The organism is Flavobacterium sp. (genome assembly GCF_050696275.1).
Taxonomy (GTDB): Bacteria; Bacteroidota; Bacteroidia; order Flavobacteriales; family Flavobacteriaceae; genus Flavobacterium.
The window spans coordinates 1-18,080 of the sequence record NZ_JBOGUT010000010.1; the positions used below are offsets into that span (position 1 = coordinate 1).

The 18,080-nt window shown below is 35.9% G+C and carries 18 protein-coding genes and 1 pseudogene; 14 read left to right on the forward strand and 5 right to left on the reverse strand.

The window, feature by feature from the left end; all coding sequences use genetic code 11:
- The first annotated feature begins 408 nt into the window (after positions 1–408).
- Together ACRDEC_RS06995 and ACRDEC_RS07000 are read left to right on the forward strand one after the other, a co-directional pair.
- Complete coding sequence (locus tag ACRDEC_RS06995; protein WP_431497623.1) at positions 409–2,979, forward strand: ligand-binding sensor domain-containing protein; 2,571 nt, start codon at positions 409–411, stop codon at positions 2,977–2,979.
- 38 nt (positions 2,980–3,017) lie between these two features.
- Positions 3,018–4,367 (forward strand): T9SS type A sorting domain-containing protein, encoded by a 1,350-nt coding sequence (locus ACRDEC_RS07000; protein ID WP_431497624.1) that lies wholly within the window; start codon positions 3,018–3,020, stop codon positions 4,365–4,367.
- Positions 4,368–4,418: 51 nt separating this feature from the next.
- On the opposite strand, the gene ACRDEC_RS07005 is transcribed toward ACRDEC_RS07000, so the two are convergent.
- A complete protein-coding gene (locus tag ACRDEC_RS07005; RefSeq protein ID WP_431497625.1) occupies positions 4,419–5,462 on the reverse strand; it encodes a helix-turn-helix transcriptional regulator in 1,044 nt (347 codons plus the stop codon).
- 9 nt (positions 5,463–5,471) lie between these two features.
- A complete protein-coding gene (locus ACRDEC_RS07010; protein ID WP_431497626.1) occupies positions 5,472–6,089 on the reverse strand; it encodes an HD domain-containing protein in 618 nt (205 codons plus the stop codon).
- 326 nt (positions 6,090–6,415) lie between these two features.
- On the opposite strand from ACRDEC_RS07010, the gene ACRDEC_RS07015 reads away from it, so the two are divergent.
- Together ACRDEC_RS07015 and ACRDEC_RS07020 are read left to right on the forward strand one after the other, a co-directional pair.
- Positions 6,416–7,837 (forward strand): RtcB family protein, encoded by a 1,422-nt coding sequence (locus ACRDEC_RS07015; protein ID WP_431497627.1) that lies wholly within the window; start codon positions 6,416–6,418, stop codon positions 7,835–7,837.
- Between the two features lie 183 nt (positions 7,838–8,020).
- Positions 8,021–8,368 (forward strand): annotated as a pseudogene (locus tag ACRDEC_RS07020) (nucleotidyltransferase domain-containing protein); the annotation flags it as partial.
- Positions 8,369–8,404: 36 nt separating this feature from the next.
- On the opposite strand, the gene ACRDEC_RS07025 reads toward ACRDEC_RS07020, so the two are convergent.
- Positions 8,405–9,862, reverse strand: coding sequence for a hypothetical protein (locus ACRDEC_RS07025; protein ID WP_431497628.1), 1,458 nt, complete (start codon positions 9,860–9,862; stop codon positions 8,405–8,407).
- Between the two features lie 234 nt (positions 9,863–10,096).
- Between ACRDEC_RS07025 and ACRDEC_RS07030 the strand changes: the two genes are divergently transcribed.
- Complete coding sequence (locus tag ACRDEC_RS07030) at positions 10,097–10,636, forward strand: ExbD/TolR family protein (protein WP_431497629.1); 540 nt, start codon at positions 10,097–10,099, stop codon at positions 10,634–10,636.
- A 77-nt stretch (positions 10,637–10,713) separates the two neighbouring features.
- Here the strand turns inward: ACRDEC_RS07030 and ACRDEC_RS07035 are convergent, their stop codons facing one another.
- Positions 10,714–10,896, reverse strand: a complete 183-nt coding sequence (locus ACRDEC_RS07035) for a hypothetical protein (protein ID WP_431497630.1) — start codon at positions 10,894–10,896, stop codon at positions 10,714–10,716.
- Positions 10,897–11,380: 484 nt separating this feature from the next.
- Here ACRDEC_RS07035 and ACRDEC_RS07040 point away from each other — a divergent pair, with 484 nt between their 5' ends.
- Both ACRDEC_RS07040 and ACRDEC_RS07045 read left to right on the forward strand, forming a co-directional pair.
- A complete protein-coding gene (locus tag ACRDEC_RS07040; RefSeq protein WP_431497631.1) occupies positions 11,381–11,845 on the forward strand; it encodes a VapA/VapB family virulence-associated protein in 465 nt (154 codons plus the stop codon).
- 295 nt (positions 11,846–12,140) lie between these two features.
- Positions 12,141–12,785 carry a hypothetical protein gene (locus ACRDEC_RS07045; protein WP_431497632.1) on the forward strand — a complete coding sequence of 215 codons (645 nt, stop codon included), beginning with the start codon at positions 12,141–12,143 and terminating at the stop codon, positions 12,783–12,785.
- A 175-nt stretch (positions 12,786–12,960) separates the two neighbouring features.
- On the opposite strand, the gene ACRDEC_RS07050 is transcribed toward ACRDEC_RS07045, so the two are convergent.
- Positions 12,961–13,227 (reverse strand): hypothetical protein, encoded by a 267-nt coding sequence (locus ACRDEC_RS07050; RefSeq protein ID WP_431497633.1) that lies wholly within the window; start codon positions 13,225–13,227, stop codon positions 12,961–12,963.
- A 365-nt stretch (positions 13,228–13,592) separates the two neighbouring features.
- On the opposite strand from ACRDEC_RS07050, the gene ACRDEC_RS07055 reads away from it, so the two are divergent.
- The 7 genes from ACRDEC_RS07055 to ACRDEC_RS07085 all read left to right on the forward strand — a co-directional run bounded on the left by ACRDEC_RS07055 (position 13,593) and on the right by ACRDEC_RS07085 (position 18,072).
- A complete protein-coding gene (locus ACRDEC_RS07055) occupies positions 13,593–14,270 on the forward strand; it encodes a Crp/Fnr family transcriptional regulator (RefSeq protein ID WP_431497634.1) in 678 nt (225 codons plus the stop codon).
- Between the two features lie 87 nt (positions 14,271–14,357).
- On the forward strand, positions 14,358–14,813 hold the full coding sequence (locus tag ACRDEC_RS07060; protein ID WP_431497635.1) for a YHS domain-containing (seleno)protein: 456 nt from the start codon (positions 14,358–14,360) through the stop codon (positions 14,811–14,813).
- Between the two features lie 6 nt (positions 14,814–14,819).
- Positions 14,820–15,200 (forward strand): DoxX family protein, encoded by a 381-nt coding sequence (locus ACRDEC_RS07065; protein WP_431497636.1) that lies wholly within the window; start codon positions 14,820–14,822, stop codon positions 15,198–15,200.
- Positions 15,201–15,202: 2 nt separating this feature from the next.
- A complete protein-coding gene (locus ACRDEC_RS07070) occupies positions 15,203–15,691 on the forward strand; it encodes a DinB family protein (RefSeq protein ID WP_431497637.1) in 489 nt (162 codons plus the stop codon).
- Positions 15,679–16,389, forward strand: a complete 711-nt coding sequence (locus ACRDEC_RS07075; protein ID WP_431497638.1) for an NRDE family protein — start codon at positions 15,679–15,681, stop codon at positions 16,387–16,389. Before ACRDEC_RS07070 ends, ACRDEC_RS07075 begins: the two co-directional genes overlap by 13 nt.
- 53 nt (positions 16,390–16,442) lie before the next feature.
- A complete protein-coding gene (locus tag ACRDEC_RS07080; protein ID WP_431497639.1) occupies positions 16,443–17,423 on the forward strand; it encodes a D-alanine--D-alanine ligase in 981 nt (326 codons plus the stop codon).
- Between the two features lies 1 nt (position 17,424).
- Positions 17,425–18,072: a hypothetical protein gene (locus tag ACRDEC_RS07085; protein ID WP_431497640.1), complete on the forward strand. Its 648-nt coding sequence runs from the start codon at positions 17,425–17,427 to the stop codon at positions 18,070–18,072.
- Positions 18,073–18,080: the final 8 nt, after the last annotated feature.

The following is an 18,080-nucleotide window of genomic DNA, read 5'->3' on the forward strand; positions in this document are numbered from 1 at the left end:
ACCCAACCTTTTGTTTATGGCTAAATCTAAAGAAACTCCAGCCCAAAGTATTAAAAGATTAGAGAAAGAATTAGCCGATGAGAAGCTAAAGAATACTGTCCTTAACACCATGATTGATATTTCAGACTGTATCGTCCTAAAATAACTATACAGGTTTTGGTATGGCTTTTGGAAGAAGTATTTAAAAAGTAAAAGAGTGGGGCGGATGATTCTTTGTTGTTTTTTTTCAGAGAATTGGAATGCTTGCATTTTCTTTAATATTTTAACACTGTTGACAGCGATGTTTGTTTTTCTGAAAGAATTTTATTGTTATTTTTGAGCGACATCTTTTAGAGGAATTTTTGTAATAAAACCGAATTCCTTTAAACGGCTCAAAAGCCCCTTTTTCTGTTTAACCGACACACTGCCATGAAATTAAAGCACGCTCTTTTTATTCTTTTATTTGTTCATTATTTTTCAGTAAAAGCACAGGAATTTAAAAATTTCACCACAGAAGAAGGACTGCCGAGCAATGAAGTGTACGGTGTTTTTCAGGATAAAAACGGAGCCATGTGGTTCTCGACTGACAGAGGTCTTTGCCAATACAACGGGTATGAGTTTAAAAAATACGAACCCAAAGACGGTTTGACCGATATTACCGTTTTTGATTTTTATCCGCAGGAGAACGGGCAGGTGTGGTGCAGTACTTTCAACAAAAAGATATTCTATTTTGAAAACGGCAGCAATCGTTTCGTGCCCTATAAGTACAACCATCTTGTAGATTCCATTCTTAACAAATACGGCAAAATATCTTTTTACATTAAGAGCCTGGCTGTAGCTAAAAACGGTACGCTTTATTTGTCTAACGGGGATTGGTTATTTTCTATCAGTGTAACAGGAAAAATAACAGAAATAAGCAAGCCTATTCTCAACAGAAATCAAAGAATCAAAGAAAGTGCTTTAATCACCTACCTGCACAGTTTTGTTGCTAATAACAAACAACGGGTCTATTTTAGATCCAATAAAAAAGCATCTCCTATTCTTTTGCCTTCTAAACAGGGTGTTTACAGAAATACCGTTTGTTTACAACCAGGATGCCATTTGCTGGTTACAGAAAACCTGGTTGAAATCCTCAGAGCCAACGCCCCATCAATAAAAATTACCAATGGAGATGCCCAGCCAATATCCGGAGGGAAGCTGGACAAAGACCATTTTTGGATTGGCTATCGAAGCAATGGATTGAAGATCTTTGATTTTTCAGGGAAATGCATTGCCCGGTTTTTGCCTCATGCCACTATCACTAATGTTGCGAAGGACTGCTATGGAGGGTTGTGGGTCACTACGACTGATTACGGCGTATATTATGCCGATCCAAATCAGGTAAGAACCCTGAAAATGGAAAACAAAGTAGTTAATTCGCTGACAAAAGACAACAATCAAAATCTTTATATAGGCACTTATAACGGCGATATCTATAAGAAGGAAAAAAAAGGACCCGTGGTCAAGATTAAAAAAGCCACCGCTAGTTTTCCTGCCTTTGCTCAGTTTTATGAAGACAAAAACGAGGTTGTTTTTTCCCATAACGGCAAACTGCTTTTAGGAAATACCTTAAAAGACAACAATTATATTCAAGTGACCAAGATTTCGGATGACAACCCATCAGTACTAAGCCTTATCCAGTATGGTGTGATTACGATTTGGGAAAAGAATAAGGTGTTTTCAGATACGATGATCTTCAGAATCCATGACATTTCGCATGTTGGACGTAAAAATTATTTGGCCACCATGGATGGATTAAAGATTCTGGAAGGCGGTAAGATTTACAGAAAAAAAGGCCCTTTATTCAATTATCGCATTGACGACATTGATTACACTCCGTATAATGGTGTTTTGTATGCTGCTACATTGGGCAAGGGTGTGGTGGTTTACAATACGCTGAAAAATAGTGTTTATGCTATAGATAAGGCAAAGGGATTGTCTAGTGACATTGTTACTGAAGTATATGTGGAAAACTCCAATACCATTTGGGCCTGCACGAATTACGGCCTGAACAGGATTCGATTTTCTTCTCCTACGACCTATAAAGTAGACTATCTGACGACGGCCAATGGACTGCTGAGTAATCAGATTAAAGATTTGGAAGTCATTGGAGATTCCATTTATATAGGCACGGCAAAAGGACTTAGTGTTATTTCTAAGGAAAAATATGCTGCCTTATTATCTGAAAGAAACTATTTTCTGAGGCTCAAAGACATTTACATTAATAATACGTCTTATTTAGGCAACAGGAGAAAAATGCAGTTAAGCCCTAGCGAAAACCAGATTGATTTTGTTGCGGAAGCGGTTTCCTTTTCCGGCAAGAAGGCCATAGCCTACCGCTACAAAATGGAAGGACTTGATAAAGGATGGAAGACAACAGGGGAAAGGAAGTTTTCCTATGCCTATATGCCACCTGGTGATTATACCTTAAGAGTAAAAGTAATGGAGGATGGCCGGGATTTTTCGAAAGAATGCATTGTCCTGCCCATTCACATTGACAAGCCTTTCTGGAAAACGTTTTGGTTTTTGGGTTTTATGACACTAGCCGTAGGAGCCATTATTTACTTCTTCTTCAAAATAAGAGTATTGAGCTATAACAAAGACATCGTAAGGGAATTGCTGCGCCTGCTGCTGAAAAGAATCAAGATGAAGGACAATTACTTTACGTTTAAGGAATCCGGGAAAGATATTCGGGTCAGGACATCGGAAATACTGTTTGTGCGATCTTCGGGCAATTATATTGACATTGCTACAGTAGCGAAAACCTATACGGTAAGAGGAAAAATAGGTGATTTTCTTTCCTTGGTACAAGATCCGTTGGAATTTCTGAGAATACACCGCTCTTATATTGTCAGAATTGACAAAGTAGAACAGAAAAGCAGGAAAGCAGTCTACATTCAACAAGAAGAAATCCCGGTAGGAGAGACGTATTTGCCGGAATTAGACAAAATAGTCTTCTGATTTATATCGAAGTTTATTTCAGGGATGTAATTTTTAAAATGAATGGTAATTCAAACCTCTTCAAAAAAGCATCCCATAAATCTCCTTATTGGTCACTGCAGAAAAATAATGTAAGTAAAGAAATACAAATTCATCACTATTATGCAGGGGGTTCATCACAAAGTGCCTATTTTGAGGTCGTTAGTTTTTTGATTGAAAATACTTTTGTAGGAATAACTTTAAACAAAATAATCATGAAAAAAACATTATTGACCATCAGCATCTTTCTGATGTTTACGAGTTCCAATCTTTTTGCTGCGATTACGGCAAGTGTAAGTGTTAGCAGTGCTACAACAAGTACGAATTATCCAGGCTATTACGATGTAGTATTGCATGCCCTGTCCCTGAATAATACAGTATGCTATGGTAAATTTACTGTGGTTTTACAAAGAAGAAAGATTTCTCCTCTTCCACAAACCGGCTGGACAAATATAACAGGAAATCCGCATTTCCCGATACACCAGGATCCTGAGAATACCTATTCAGGGCTTGCCACTGTCCAGCAGCTTGCAGGTACAAAATATGATTATCAAGTCATTATTACCTTTGATCCAAGCACTGGAGGATCAAATTGTGGTACGGACCAGAACGCTTTAAAGACAAGTAGCTTTATTACTTTTTCCGGTGCGAAACCTGACTTTACATTAGGAGCCTCAGGAACTGTGGTACCGAACCTTGGCGGACCGGTTAACTTATGCATGTTTTCTGATTTGTATGTTAATACGGACTCATGTGAATTAGAAACCAAATATTATATGGGAGTGGCTGAGTGTGATCTTTGGTGGGGTGTGAGCGGTAATTTTGATTGGGGGCACTGGTATTTGACTTCGGCTCCTGCAGGGAACAGAAACATCCAGGCCATTATCGATGCGTATCCTTTTGTAGGTGACGGTGGGTTTACTATAGCGCCTTTTCCAAGCAAAAATTTAATGTCTGGGATCATTACAAATGGGCCTAAAGCTGGCACAACCCGTTATTACAAGATCACCATTGCTACAGGTGAGCCTACCTGGTATAGTAAATCAGCCTTGATCAGGGTAGATGATACCTGTAAGGTGACGGTGCTTGAAACAGAAGATCCAAACGGAATATCGAAAGAAGAGGAACTTTCTAAAGTGAGCTTGTATCCAAACCCTGTAAAAGACAACCTGAACATCCAGTTAGAGAACAATCAGTTCATTACGAATGTTTCTGTTTTCGACATTAATAAAAACCTGGTTAAAGAAGAGAAATTCGAAGGAAAAAGAAATAAAGAGCAGATGAATGTAAATTCATTAAAAAAAGGCATTTATTTTATTGCCATAGAAACGACTACCGGTCTGATCAGAAATAAACTAGTAAAAGAATAATCCATTCTTACGATTAATTACTATAAGAAAGCGGCAAAATAGCCGCTTTCTTTATTCTTGCTGTTCCTGTTGTAGTTCCTGTTTTTCGGCATACATTCTGACTGTTTTTTGCAGTGTCTGGATTGTTCGTTTTCTTAAATTTTTGGGTCTTAGCACTTCTAATCCGTTACCAAAACCCAATAGGATACGTTCGAATTCGTAGTTTTCTATCAGGAAGAGATGAATGATGATGCTGCCGTCTTCATTTTCCTTGATTAAACGTTGTGAATTATGCAAGGGTTTGGTGAGTACATAAGGCGCATTAAGGCGATCTATCCAAAGTTCGATACGTCTTGGTTTTACCCCTGTATTTACAGTTACTCCGATGACATTTCTATAAAAACTTTCGGCATCAAATTTTTGTTCCAGATACGGCATGTTGAAATCATAATCGACAGCAATGATTCGATCCAGGGCTAAGTTTGCTATGGGCTGACTTCCTTTTTTACGACCTACTAAAAACCAACGATTATTAAATTCTTTGAGGATAAAAGGATGGAAATTGAATTTTTGTTCTTCTTTGGCTTTGAATGACTTATAGGTGATTACCAGAACTACTTTTTTAATAATGGACTGATAAATTTCATCTAAGAAATGTAAGCCCTTTAAACTATCATTCTTGTCTAAATGAATTACTGGCTGTGTATGTGATTTCTCCGCATAGATTTTATCCTCCAAGCGCTGCAGGATATCCGAAACATCGCTGAATAATGAGAAATCCTTAAACTGCTTGAGCATCGAAACCGTTTCTGTGAGCACATTGATATCCGTTTCTGTTAATGGAATATCCGTTATGGAATAGTCTTCATCATCGTATTTATAGTATTTCTTATCATATACCACTATAGGGGCATTGTACCCCAGTTTTTCGCTTCTCATAAGCTGGATATCCAATTGAACGGTTCTTTTACTGACCGGGCTTTCTTTCCCTTCGTATTCGTATAAAGCTTCGGAACAAGCTTCCATTAAATCTTCCAGCGTCCAGGTTCTGTATTGATTCTGAAGGCATTTATCAATAGTTTTATAGCGGATAAGTGCGTTTTTATTTTGAGCCATTTTTAGGAATTATTGGGTAAGGTATTCAATTTCCGTTTGGATGTTTTTCCTTGCTTTTGCTTCGTATAACGCTCTGAATTCTTCCGTTTGGAAGATAAAGTCATTCTCTAAAAAATGCTGTAATGCTTTGGCTCTTCCCGGTTTGTAAAGGAAATCAGGGTAGATTCGGTATTCTTTTCGGATTTGTTCAAAGTATACTTTATAGTCCTCCCAATCTTTGGCCAATATTTTCAGATCGAAATCGATGAGCCACTTTTCTTCTTCAATACCATTGTTTTGATGGTCTTTGGTTGCACAAATCATATCGAAGACCTTCTTTTTATCGATGGCGGCATTTTGCGGCAGTATGCTAAGGGCAAATTCGGCGCTTTTAAGCTCGTTATCCTTCCTAGTGCTATTGTATACATAATCGTGGTAGAAAATGGCATACAGCAGCTCATTTGGAAATTGATACGCGGAAACATACGTATCGAAACATGCCATCATTTCCATGAGATGGTTTAAGTTATGATACTGCCTTGATTTTTTGGAATAAGCCTTTTCTACCAGTATCCAGTTGGTTTTTGTTTCTGCTTCTGAAAAGCCTATGTTTAAAAGTAATTCCGTGAATTTTTGCTGTAGACTCATTCGTAATATTCCTTTCTTAATTTTTATGTTCCTGCTGATCAAAAATAGACATTCCTTTTTACTACGCAAAATAATTGCGCAGGAGGTTTTCAACTTTGTACCATCAAAATGATCTTGTAGCTTAAAAGGAAAAGCCTACAGCAAAATTGACTTACTGTAGTGTTTGCGGATATTCCGGTTAGACCCGCGCGGACTAATGGGTAGAATTTACAGAAGCACCGAAATCGTTAGGGAAAGTAGGGAAGCGTATTTAGAGCCGCAATGCCCGTGAGGGAATATGAGTTCGAATCTCATCAAGGTTACAAAAAAGAATTAAATTTAGAATTATGAAAACACCAATCAACGGAAACGATTTAATGGCATTAGGATATGCTCAAGGAGAAATCATAGGAATTGCATTAAAAATAAACAGAAAAAGAAACGGTTACACCTATGAAGAGATGGTATCCCATTATAAAAATATTTTGGAAACGCCGGAAAACTATATAGAAGATGCTGTTTTTAGTCCATTAGCTATTGCTATCATCGAAAAAGCAAACGAAAAACCTGAAGATTTAATTGTCTTAAACCCGAACCCAAAAGCCTATAGTTTGTTTGGAGCCAATCATATTGAAGAAGGGGCCAAAAAACAAATGGATATTGCCATGCAGTTGCCTGTTACAGTAGCCGGAGCTTTGATGCCTGATGCACATCAAGGGTATGGATTGCCTATTGGAGGAGTCTTAGCCACTAATAACGCAATTATTCCTTATGGTGTTGGTGTTGATATTGGATGCAGAATGGCTTTATCTGTATATGATATACCGGAAACGTTTTATTATGAAAATGAAGCTAAATTCAAAAGAGAATTGATTGCTCATTCAAGATTTGGGGCTGGACACGGTTTTCAAGGTCAGTATAAATCAGATCATGCTGTTTTGGAAAGAGGTGAATTTAACGAAAATCCTTTCATCAAAAACCTGAAAGATAAAGCCTGGTCTCAATTAGGAAGCTCCGGTGGTGGCAATCACTTTGTAGAATTTGGTATTTTAGAATTCACACAAGATGATGTTGTCTTAAACATTCCAAAAGGAAAGTATGTTGCTTTATTGACACATTCCGGTTCCAGAGGAATGGGAGCCATGATTGCCGGACACTATACTAAATTGGCTAAAGACAACTGTAAGCTGCCAGATCAGGCTAGAAACCTGGCTTATTTAGATTTGTCTTCCCAATTAGGTCAGGAGTATTGGATTGCAATGAATTTGGCCGGAGATTACGCTTCAGCCTGTCATGAAGTTATTCATACTAAAATGCAAAAAGCATTGGGAGCTGCTGTTTTAGCCAAAATAGAAAACCACCACAATTTTGCCTGGAAAGAAATTTGGAATGGTGAAGAAGTGATTGTACATAGAAAAGGAGCAACCCCGGCTGGAAAAGGTGTGATGGGAATTATTCCGGGAAGTATGACAGCACCAGGATTTTTAGTGAGAGGAAAAGGGGAGGAGGAAGCTATCAATTCGGCATCACATGGAGCGGGAAGACAAATGAGCAGAACGCAAGCGATAAAAAGCATTACTAAAACGGAGATGCAGACCATTTTAAGAGATCACGGTGTGACATTAATTGGTGCTGGATTAGACGAGGCTCCAATGGCTTATAAAGATATCAACACAGTAATGGCCTCACAGCAGGATTTAGTGGATGTTGTGGCCAAATTTACTCCTAAGATGGTGAGAATGGCAGATGACGGGAGTAGAGAGGATTAATGAGAATACAAAAATATCCAAAAGATGGAGGTTCAAATCACTCCCTTAGCGACAGTAAGACTTTGTAGTTTAAATTGGGAAAACGTTTGGGTATATTATGATGCTATTGTGCATAACTTCACTACAAAACCGTATTTATACCTGGTTTTGTAGTTCTTTTTTTAATAAATTTGAGAAGATACGATGAAAGAAAAAATACTACAGAAATTACAGGAAATAGAAAAGCTACACAACGTAAAAGTGCTCTATGCTGTAGAATCAGGAAGTCGCGCTTGGGGATTTGCCTCTCCAGACAGCGATTATGACATTCGTTTTATATACCAACACGAGGCTGATTATTACCTTTCGCTTTGGGAGCAACCTGATGTGATCGAGTTTATGACGGAAGATGATCTGGACGGTTCTGGATGGGATTTGCGGAAAGCCGTAAAATTACTAGCCAAATCGAATGCACCTTTGTTGGAGTGGTTGTACTCGCCCGTGGTGTATTATCAGGACGATGCTTTCTTGTACGAGATGCAAAAGTTGGCATAGCAGTGCTTTTCACCTATAGTGAAGTAGTTTGGTTTATTTCATAAAAAGACTTAATGAAACGGTAAGCATATTACTTGTTCCACTAAATCTTTCAGCAAAAACCTCTACGTAATCGTTTGGTGATAATTCTACTGCGCATTGCAAAGGAAAAGCAAAAAGATCGGTAGTATTAGTTGTAAAAAGGTATGTTTTTGAACGACTTATAACCGTCCCGTTTCTGGCAATGTAAAAAACATAAATGGTATTAGCAGCGTTTGTAGCCTGAAAAGAACCAGTAGCATTTACGGTAAAAAATCTTTTTTTATTTCCCAAGTACAACAATCTATTGTCTGTACTTCCGTTTGAAGCTCTGAAAAAATTATTTGCAGTAGTTGTTCCTGCTATCTTAACAGGTACGCCTGTCGTTAATGTAGTCAACACCCCTGAGCCAACGGCTAAATCAAAATTGACATCTCCAACAGCAGAAATATCGCGTTCCAAAGGGATTCCCGAACTGTTAACCTCCCATTTGTTGTCAAAGCCGTATCCTGTGTAAGTGCCTACTGTATATGGTTTTACATAAAGACCGGTGGTAAGTGTACCAGTAAAATTAACACTATACATTATTCCGTTTGCAACTGATGGATTGGAAGATACATCAACCCCTATAGCTGCTCCGTTAACATCTGAAAAACCACCCTGCTTTTGAATGGTCGCGAAAGTCCCTTCATATTTTTCAAAAGTTCCTGTGTTATTTCCAAACCATGCCTGATTGTCTAATAATAATTTTGAAACGTCTCTATATATAATTCCATTTGTATTACCGACAAACTGAATTACACTAGCAAAGATTAAAGAAAAACTTTGAAGTACACCAACATTGGCAGAACTTGCAATTACTGTATCTCTAAAAATTAAATTTTGTGTACCTCCACCATTTATATTAAACACATTACCAGTAGAGGCCACTAATGTTAGTACCTTAATGGTACCGCCAGTGGTTCCTGTAAACAAATCTCCTGTGGTTCTCACTAATTTATCTTCATTGGAATCCAAACCAACGACATAAGCGTTATTTAATTCAATAGGAAAATTAACTGCAATGGTTCCATTAATCTCATACAAAGTTGAAGTGTTTAAAAGATATTTAGAGCCACCTCCTGCAGCTAATTCGGCAGCTAAAACAGTAGCCAAAACATCAGTAGATTTTATTCTTTTAAAATTTGTTCTTCCTTGTGTTATATTAACCCAAGTTGTCGATGAGGAATCATAATAACTATACGCTTTTAAATCCGTATCATAAACGAATAAACCATTTGCAGGTGATGCAATTGCTGCTTTTTGAGCTGTAGTCATCCGAGGTGTAAGAAGTCCTTGAGTGGTTGATTGTAACTCTAAAACTGAACTTGCATTAGGTGTTACTGTTCCTATACCCACTTGAGCGTGTAATTGGATTGTTAAAAAAAATGCTAAAAAGCAAATTAATAGCGATGAAAATTGTTTTTTTTTCATAATGAAGCCTTTTAAACTGAAGATTCTATAAAGTTACTTTTTAAAAAAAAGACGTGTTACATAAAAACCGTATGTTTTGTTAAATAACCCCTAAGATAAAGGTTCCTGATAAAGAAAAAGAAGAAACTTTTTTAGTGACTATGAGAAAGATGCTATACAGTTAGTAGTAGTTTTTGTTTTTTAGCATTTAAGTACCACTATTTTTGATATATTTATATAACAAAAAATAATAGTATGAGCGAAAGAAGCAATGATTTTGGTAGAAAATCAATTACACCAAAGTGTAAAAAACTACATCCAAGAGTAGATTTAACACCAATGGTAAATGTCTCGTTCTTACTCATTATATTTTTTATTTTAACCTCTTTTCTATCCAGACCCAATATAATGGATTTGGGAATGCCTGGCGGATCAAATTGCGGAGGTGATATTATTTGTGGTTTTGGATCTGGAGGTAGTAGGGTTGTGACAATTTTGATTGGAAAAGATAATCGTATTGTAACTTATTCTGGAAATTTATTTAATCCATTGGAGGAGCCTAAATTATTAACTTCCGTGAAAAACGCATTACGTAAAGAATTACTAAAAAAAAGTAATCTTGTTGTAAGCCAAACTGGTGATCCTAAAAAAGGGCTCATTGTAATTATCAAACCAAGCAAAGAGTCTAATTATGGGAATTTAGTTGATGTTCTTGATGAAATGGCAATAGTGAAAGTTCCAACTTATGCAGTAGTAGATATCACTACTGAAGAAGAATTGTTAGTTAATAAATAAATTGAAGCAGGCTTATCAAATAAAAAATCCCCGAATACCAAGTACTCGGGGATTTCTTTTATTCCAAAAGCGGAGAATTAAGATTCCTGAGCGCAAAAAGCGTTGATTACCTGAGCACAATTGTCTCCGTGAGCAACGACAAGCTGACCATCAGGACAACGACAAGCCAGAAGATCGCCTTCGCCTTTACCATTGATTGCTTTTTGTTCGTTTTTGCTTAATTCTTTTGCTCCTTGCAATTTTAAAATGTTCTTTAACATAACTTAAGTTTTTTGTGTTAGTTATCCCAATAATAATAATAAGACAGTTGGGGTATCTGTCTGTTTCCTGTTAAGGTTGCTTTGCCTGTTTTTAGGCAGTAATCCAAAACAACTTAACGTAGGAATTATTTTATAAATGTATTTATTTCTGTTTAAAATTCAAATAAGTTGAACAGTTATCTTGTAAAATATTTCTCATGCAACCGTATTTTATCGCATTGAGCTTGCCGTTGTTGTCTTTTTACTAAAAACACCTACTGTTCAGGCTGTATCACCTCTCTAGTAAACTTTCTTAACATTTGATATGGTTTTATGTAACTAGTTACAAATTAGATGCATAGGAGCTACGTGAATCTACCTGAGTTTTAATAGGGTACTATTACTCTTATAAGTATACAAGATGAAATGTAATTTTATAGTAACTAATTAACTATAGCGGAAACCGAAAAGCTTAACAAAGAGTAGGTAAACAAAACACAACATCATGTCAAACACCCTAAATGGAACTGATACGTCAGTTCAGCAAAAAGTGAGCAGAGAAATCATAGCACATGATTTTCACACTGCAATGACCGGCAAACTAGATGATAAAGTTATTTCATCCGTAAAAAAACAAATCTTAACTGCTTCTACTTCTTATCCGGCTACCGGCAGCGTAGTCAGTATGATATTTTTTCTTAAATTTCAGGTTACCGTAGATGGAGGTGAAACTTTTAATGGAAAAGGGGGAGGAATCTCTTCTCCAGGTGGTGGTGCTTTATTTGGAGACGTTTATACAGACGATATCAATCTTTTGTATGCCAATACACAGAGCATGCAATTCAATTGTGCTTTTGCCTACACCAGTATCTTGTTTTTTGACGGCAGTTCAAATTTACTTGGAAGTTTTCAATCCGGTTCGGTTTCTACAGTAGCCGGAATTGGAGGAGGAACAGGTTCATGGTCTTAAATCTAATCGATTTTAAATAGAAACGCCTTGGTTAACGAGGCGTTTTTTATTTGGTTTAACCGATAAACAAGAGGTTTACTATGTTAGTATACGTTAACTCTTTTGAAAGTAAAAACATGTTAAAAAAAAGTCATCCCATAAAAATAGGATTTCGTCACAGCGGTAATTGAATGTAAGATAAGAAATACAGAATTCGTCACTATTATAGTGGGGATTCGTCACAAAACCCTATTTTTAGTAGTCTTGGGAAGAATTCCATTTTAGTTTTGCCCCATAACTTTTAAACAAAATTATAATGAAAAAACTTTCAAAACTAGCCATTGCTTTTGCTTTTTTATTCTTTGTCTCTTGTGATAAAGACGATGTATCAACTACAACTTCTAATGAAAATGCTAACGCTGCTACAGAATCAAAAACTGGCAGCCGCTTTATGGCTTACGGAGATATTATGACTATTTCTCATGTACAGAGCCGAAAATTTATGACAGGTGAAGCTAATGGTGATGCTACAATCAATAAAGCATGGAATACATCTTCACCTTGGTTAAACGATGTTTGGATGCCGTGGGCCAGATTTAAAATTATAAACCCAAACAATCCTTCTTCAACAGCAGAAGTAAAAACAGGAGACGAAGTTGTTTTTCAATGTCTTAAGAACAATCTTTATGTGACTGCTGAATCATGGGATAATGATGTAAGTGTAAACAGAACAGCTGTTGGGCCATGGGAAAAATGGAGAATCTATGCACCAAGTAATACTACGGCAGGAAACTCAATCTTTTACAGTTCAGTAAATTATATGGCATTTGTTTCTTTAGAATCTGTATGGGATAAATACCTTAGACCGGATGCTTCAGGATTTGCAAAAGCCGGGGCTCCTTTTGATCCTACTGTTCAGGTACTGAATAATCCTAATTCTTTTCAGCTGACCAGAGAATAATACAAATTGTATTTTATAAAAAAGCGCCTTGTTTTCAGGGCGCTTTTGCTATTATGGCTTCCTAATAAAAGGAAAACCACGGAGAAGTGCATCCGTGGTTTCAATTAAAACTATGAAATATGATAGTGGTATTTATTTCATAGAAAGACCTAAAGAATATGTTTTACAGTTGTTTTTAAATCCTGACCAGTTCTTTGAGGTTAAATTCAGATTGTACGTTTGTGCCTGCATTAACTTCCGGAGAAGCAGCAGTTGTATTGACAAGCCTTTGTTCGGCAGCCATTTTTGATGTTAAAAATTGTTGAAGTGTGGATGTAATAGGAGATGTGCTATCCAAATCATGGTTAACAGCCAAAGTCACTGTCCCTGATTGGGCATTTAGTTGAAACGTGCAAAAAAGCACAATCATACAAAACATTTGTATGTATACATTCTTTTTCATAAGGGTTAATCTTGTGGTATTATCTTAGGAAACAATGGGATAAAATTACATTAAATAATCAGCTGATTAGTACAATAAAACCGTATCATTTGTTAATTTTTTACTGATAATCAGTGTTTTAAATGTTAAAAAAAGGCTTAAACACTTAATTATTGCAGATGAGATAAGATTATTGCCAAATGTAAACCAGCTGACATACTACTCTTTACCAAGTGATTACTTTTGGCTTTACTTATACTAATAATTCGATAGGAACCTTTATTTTGGAAATCATTTTACTTTTTCAGGATTGATTTTTCATATTAATTCCGTATATTCAAACTTGTTTTTAAGATGTTTCAGCCTGAGAATTTACCTTTTTATCTATGTATGAAGAATTAAAATATTGGTATTTAAGAGATCATAAATTATTTAGAGCATTGAGTTTTGCTCAAATAAAGCAGCTTTGTATCATTGTAGGGTTTAAAAAAGCCAATAAAGGAGAGATTATTTACTTTTCAAATTCTGAAGTCCCTAGAATTTTCCTTTTGAAAAGAGGTGCCATAAAAATCGTCTCTTTGGATGAAGATGGTAATGAAACAATTAAAGATATAATCCAAAAAGGAGATTTATTTGGCGAGCTTACTCTGGAAAGTGACAGCATGGTCAATGAATATGCTAAGGTATTAACCGATGAAGTTTCTATCTGCAGTTTCCTTTTATCCGATTTTGAAGACTTAATGCTGAAAAACCCCAATCTGGCTTTAGGTTATACCAAATTTGTAGGGTTGAAAATGAAACGCTTAAAAAACAATTACACCAACCTGGTTTCTAAAGATGCCAAAACAAGGCTTATTACATTCCTGAAAGACTGGGCTGAAAAAGAAGGTGTATTTAACGATAATAAAGTGACTGTTGAAAATTACCTGACTCAAAACGATATTGCTCAGATTATATGTACTTCGAGACAAACTGCCACTACATTGCTAAACGAGTTGGTTGAAAACGGTCTTTTAGAATACAACAGAAAAGAAATAGTAATACCCAACATTACAGGGCTTTAATAAAATTCAGTCTGTTTGTAAAGTAGCCGACAAAAGCATTTTTCAGCCCGTTATACATTTACAGTATTAATTTAAATACTATTTATTATGAAAAATGCATTGTTACTTGTTACCCTTTTCTTAACCTTTTCCGGCTTTTCCCAAACAGCGAGAAAAGCAGCTCATTTTAATTTAGAAAATAAAATTGCCATTCAAGGTTACGATCCCGTAGCTTATTTTAAACAGCATAAAGCAATAAAAGGCAAGAAAGAATTAGCTTCAGATTATTTAGGAGTAACCTATTATTTTTCTTCCAAAGAAAATGCCGCTGCTTTTTCGAAAAACCCGGCAGATTACGAGCCGCAATATGGCGGATGGTGTGCCTTTGCAATGGGTGATTACGGCAAAAAAGTGGAAATTAATCCCGAAACATTTAAAATAACGGATGGCAAGCTTTATCTTTTTTACAATGCTTTTTTAACCAATACACTGAAAAGCTGGAATAAGGATGAGAAAAGACTGAAAGCCAGTGCCGATGTTAATTGGAAAAAAATTCAAAATTAAGCAGCTATGAAAGCCATTTATATCAATCGAGCCTTAAAAATAATTGTAGCAGTTATCTTACTTCAGACATTATTTTTTAAATTTACTGCCAGACCGGAATCCGTTTATATATTTACGAAACTGGGAGCAGAACCGTTTGGAAGAATTAGTTCCGGTATTATTGAATTGATAGCTTCGGTGCTGTTGTTTGTTGACAAAACAAGGTTTTATGCCGCATTTACCGCAATGGGAACCATGTTTGTTGCCATACTATCACATCTCTTTATATTAGGAATAGAAGTTAATGACGATAACGGAACTTTATTCACCTTAGCTTTAGTTACGTTTTCTTTCAGTCTGATTTTGATGTACCGCTATAAAAACGATATTAATTTTTTAAGAAAGTAATTATGGATTTCAGTGCTGTAAAACATACCCTTTGCGATTTAAAAGATTTACTAAACCAGCTATCGGATGCGGAATATATTTTTCCGGTATGTTCTTTGGGAGATTCCACTGTGGGAGAACACACAAGACATATTATTGAACTTTTTCAATGTTTGTTAATTTCCTACCAGAAAGGGATTTTGAATTATGACAACAGAAGCAGAAACAGACAAATCGAAACAGAGACCCATTATGCCATTACCTGTATTGATGCTATTTTGGAATCTATCGAGAAAGAGAACAAAAATATAGCACTGGAACAGACTATTTCAGGGAATTGTATTGTTATAGAAACCAATTATTTCAGAGAAGTACTCTACAATCTGGAGCACTGTATCCATCACCAGGCACTGATTAAAGTAGCAGCCTACCATTTGGAAAACATCACAGTTCATGAGAATTTTGGTGTTGCTCCATCCACTATTGAATATAGAAAACAATGTGTACAGTAAGTTTTGTAAATAGTAACGGTAAATATATCATTACTTCCAACAGAGATGAAAAAGTGCTGCGGCCCAAAGCAATTGAACCCAGAAATTATCTGATCCATCATAAGAATGTTTTTTTTCCAAAAGATTCCAAAGCAGGAGGAACCTGGTATGCAGTAGATGAAAACGCAAATGTGATTGTCCTGCTTAATGGAGCTAAAGAGAAACACGTTCCAAAAGAGTGTTACAGAAAAAGCAGAGGACTTATTGTTTTGGATCTCATAGGTTCTGATTTGATATTAAAATATTGGCATTCTATTGATTTAGATGCTATTGAACCTTTTACACTCGTGGTTTTCGAAAACCTGATGTTATTTCAATTGCGTTGGGATGGAGAAAATAAAGAGACCATACAACTGGACGAAACAAAAAGCCATATCTGGTCATCGGCTACGTTATATCCTTTGGAAATAAGGGAAAGAAGAGCCAGTTGGTTTTTCGCTTTTTTTGAAACCAAAGTGACCGTTTCGGAAGCAGAAATGATGAATTTTCATCGTTATACAGAAGAAGGAAATTCTGAAAACGGATTGGTTATAAACAGAAATGAAGTATTGAAAACACTAAGTATTACACAAACTATCGTTGAAAAAAACAAAGTGGTGCTTCATCATCTTGACTTAATTCAAGAAAAGCAATTTACTAATTCATTTATTGTCGTCTGATGCGGTTATTTTTACATAAACTTACGAATTGGGAATATTGGCCGTACAAAATAGTGTACATTCCGATTTATTTTTTGTGGGCTTATTATGCTTTAAAAGTAAAAACGATATTCTTTTTTAATGCCTCTAATCCGGGGATGAAAAACGGTGGATTTATCATGGACAGTAAAAAAGAGATTTACGACTTGATTCCGCAGCGTTATTATCCAAAAACGGAACTTGTTAAAGAAAACACACCATTTGCAACCATTGAAGAACTACTGGACCATTCTAAATTTTTCTTCCCACTAATTGCAAAACCGGATATAGGTTTAAGAGGTTCGGCAGTAAAAAAAATCCATTCTATAGAAGAATTGAAGCAATACCATGACAAGGCCAATTTCGATTACCTGATACAAGATCTTATTCCTTATCAAAACGAAATAGGTATTTTTTATGTTCGTTATCCTCACGAAGCTAAAGGAAGAATTACCGGAATTGTAAGCAAAGAATATTTAATAGTTACCGGAGACGGTGTTTCCACAATTACTGATTTACTGAAACAAAACCCTAGATATGAATTACAGTTAAAATCCTTAGAAAAAGAGAATAAGGAGCAATTATCTAAAGTTTTAGACGAAGGAGAAAAACAAAATATGGTTCCATATGGTAATCATTGCAGAGGCGCTAAATTTATAGATGCCAGCCATTTGATTACACCGGAATTGAATGAAAGTATCAATGAAATGTGCCTTCAGATTCCTGGGTTTTATTTTGGAAGAATGGACATTATGTACCAATCTGCTTCTGATCTGGAACAAGGTAAAAACTTTGCTGTGGTCGAATTGAACGGAGCTGCCAGCGAACCTACCCATATTTATGATCCAAACCATTCTATATTCTTCGCTTGGAAGGAATTGGCCCGACACATTTCGTATATGTTTGAAATCAGTGTGGCCAATAATAAAAGAGGAACTACATTTTTGAGTCATAAGGAAGGAATGGAACAATACCGCCAACATTTGGAACAAAACAGTAAGATTTTAAATTTTTAACATGAAACCAGTAAAAAACATTTTTATCGGTTTCGCAGTAAGCTTCGAAGGCTCGATACCCTTGGGATATCTGAATCTTATTGGTTTCCAGATTTATTTGAAAACAAACCTGACCCAATTGGTTTATTACTTATTTGGGGTTGTTCTTATTGAAGTGATGGTGATTTATGCCACTTTGCAATTTGCCCATAGATTAGAATTGAATGCAAAATGGAAGCAAAGAATTTCTGTTTTCTCCATTTTCTTTCTGCTTTTTCTGGCCTATTATTTCTACACCTCAAATACTGATGTTAGCGAAGATAGGAATAATTACAGTTCACTACTGCAATATCCTACGCTACTCACCGGCCTGTTTTTCAGCTGTATTAATTTTGCCCAAGTTCCTTTTTGGATGAGTTGGAACCTGTATTTAGTTAATGGTAATTATATTTTTAAAGGACGTAGTTTGAGTTGGTTTTATATCGCTGGGACACTTTTGGGAACATTTTTTGGGATGTTAGTCTTAATTTTAGGTATTGGAAGTATTTCTTATTCCGGAATTATCCATCAGAATACGCTTTCAAAATATATCCCCTTACTTTTTATAGGATTAGCGTTGTTTCAGGTGTTTCAGCTTATTATAAATAAAAGAAAATTGGCTTTAAAATAGACTGATAA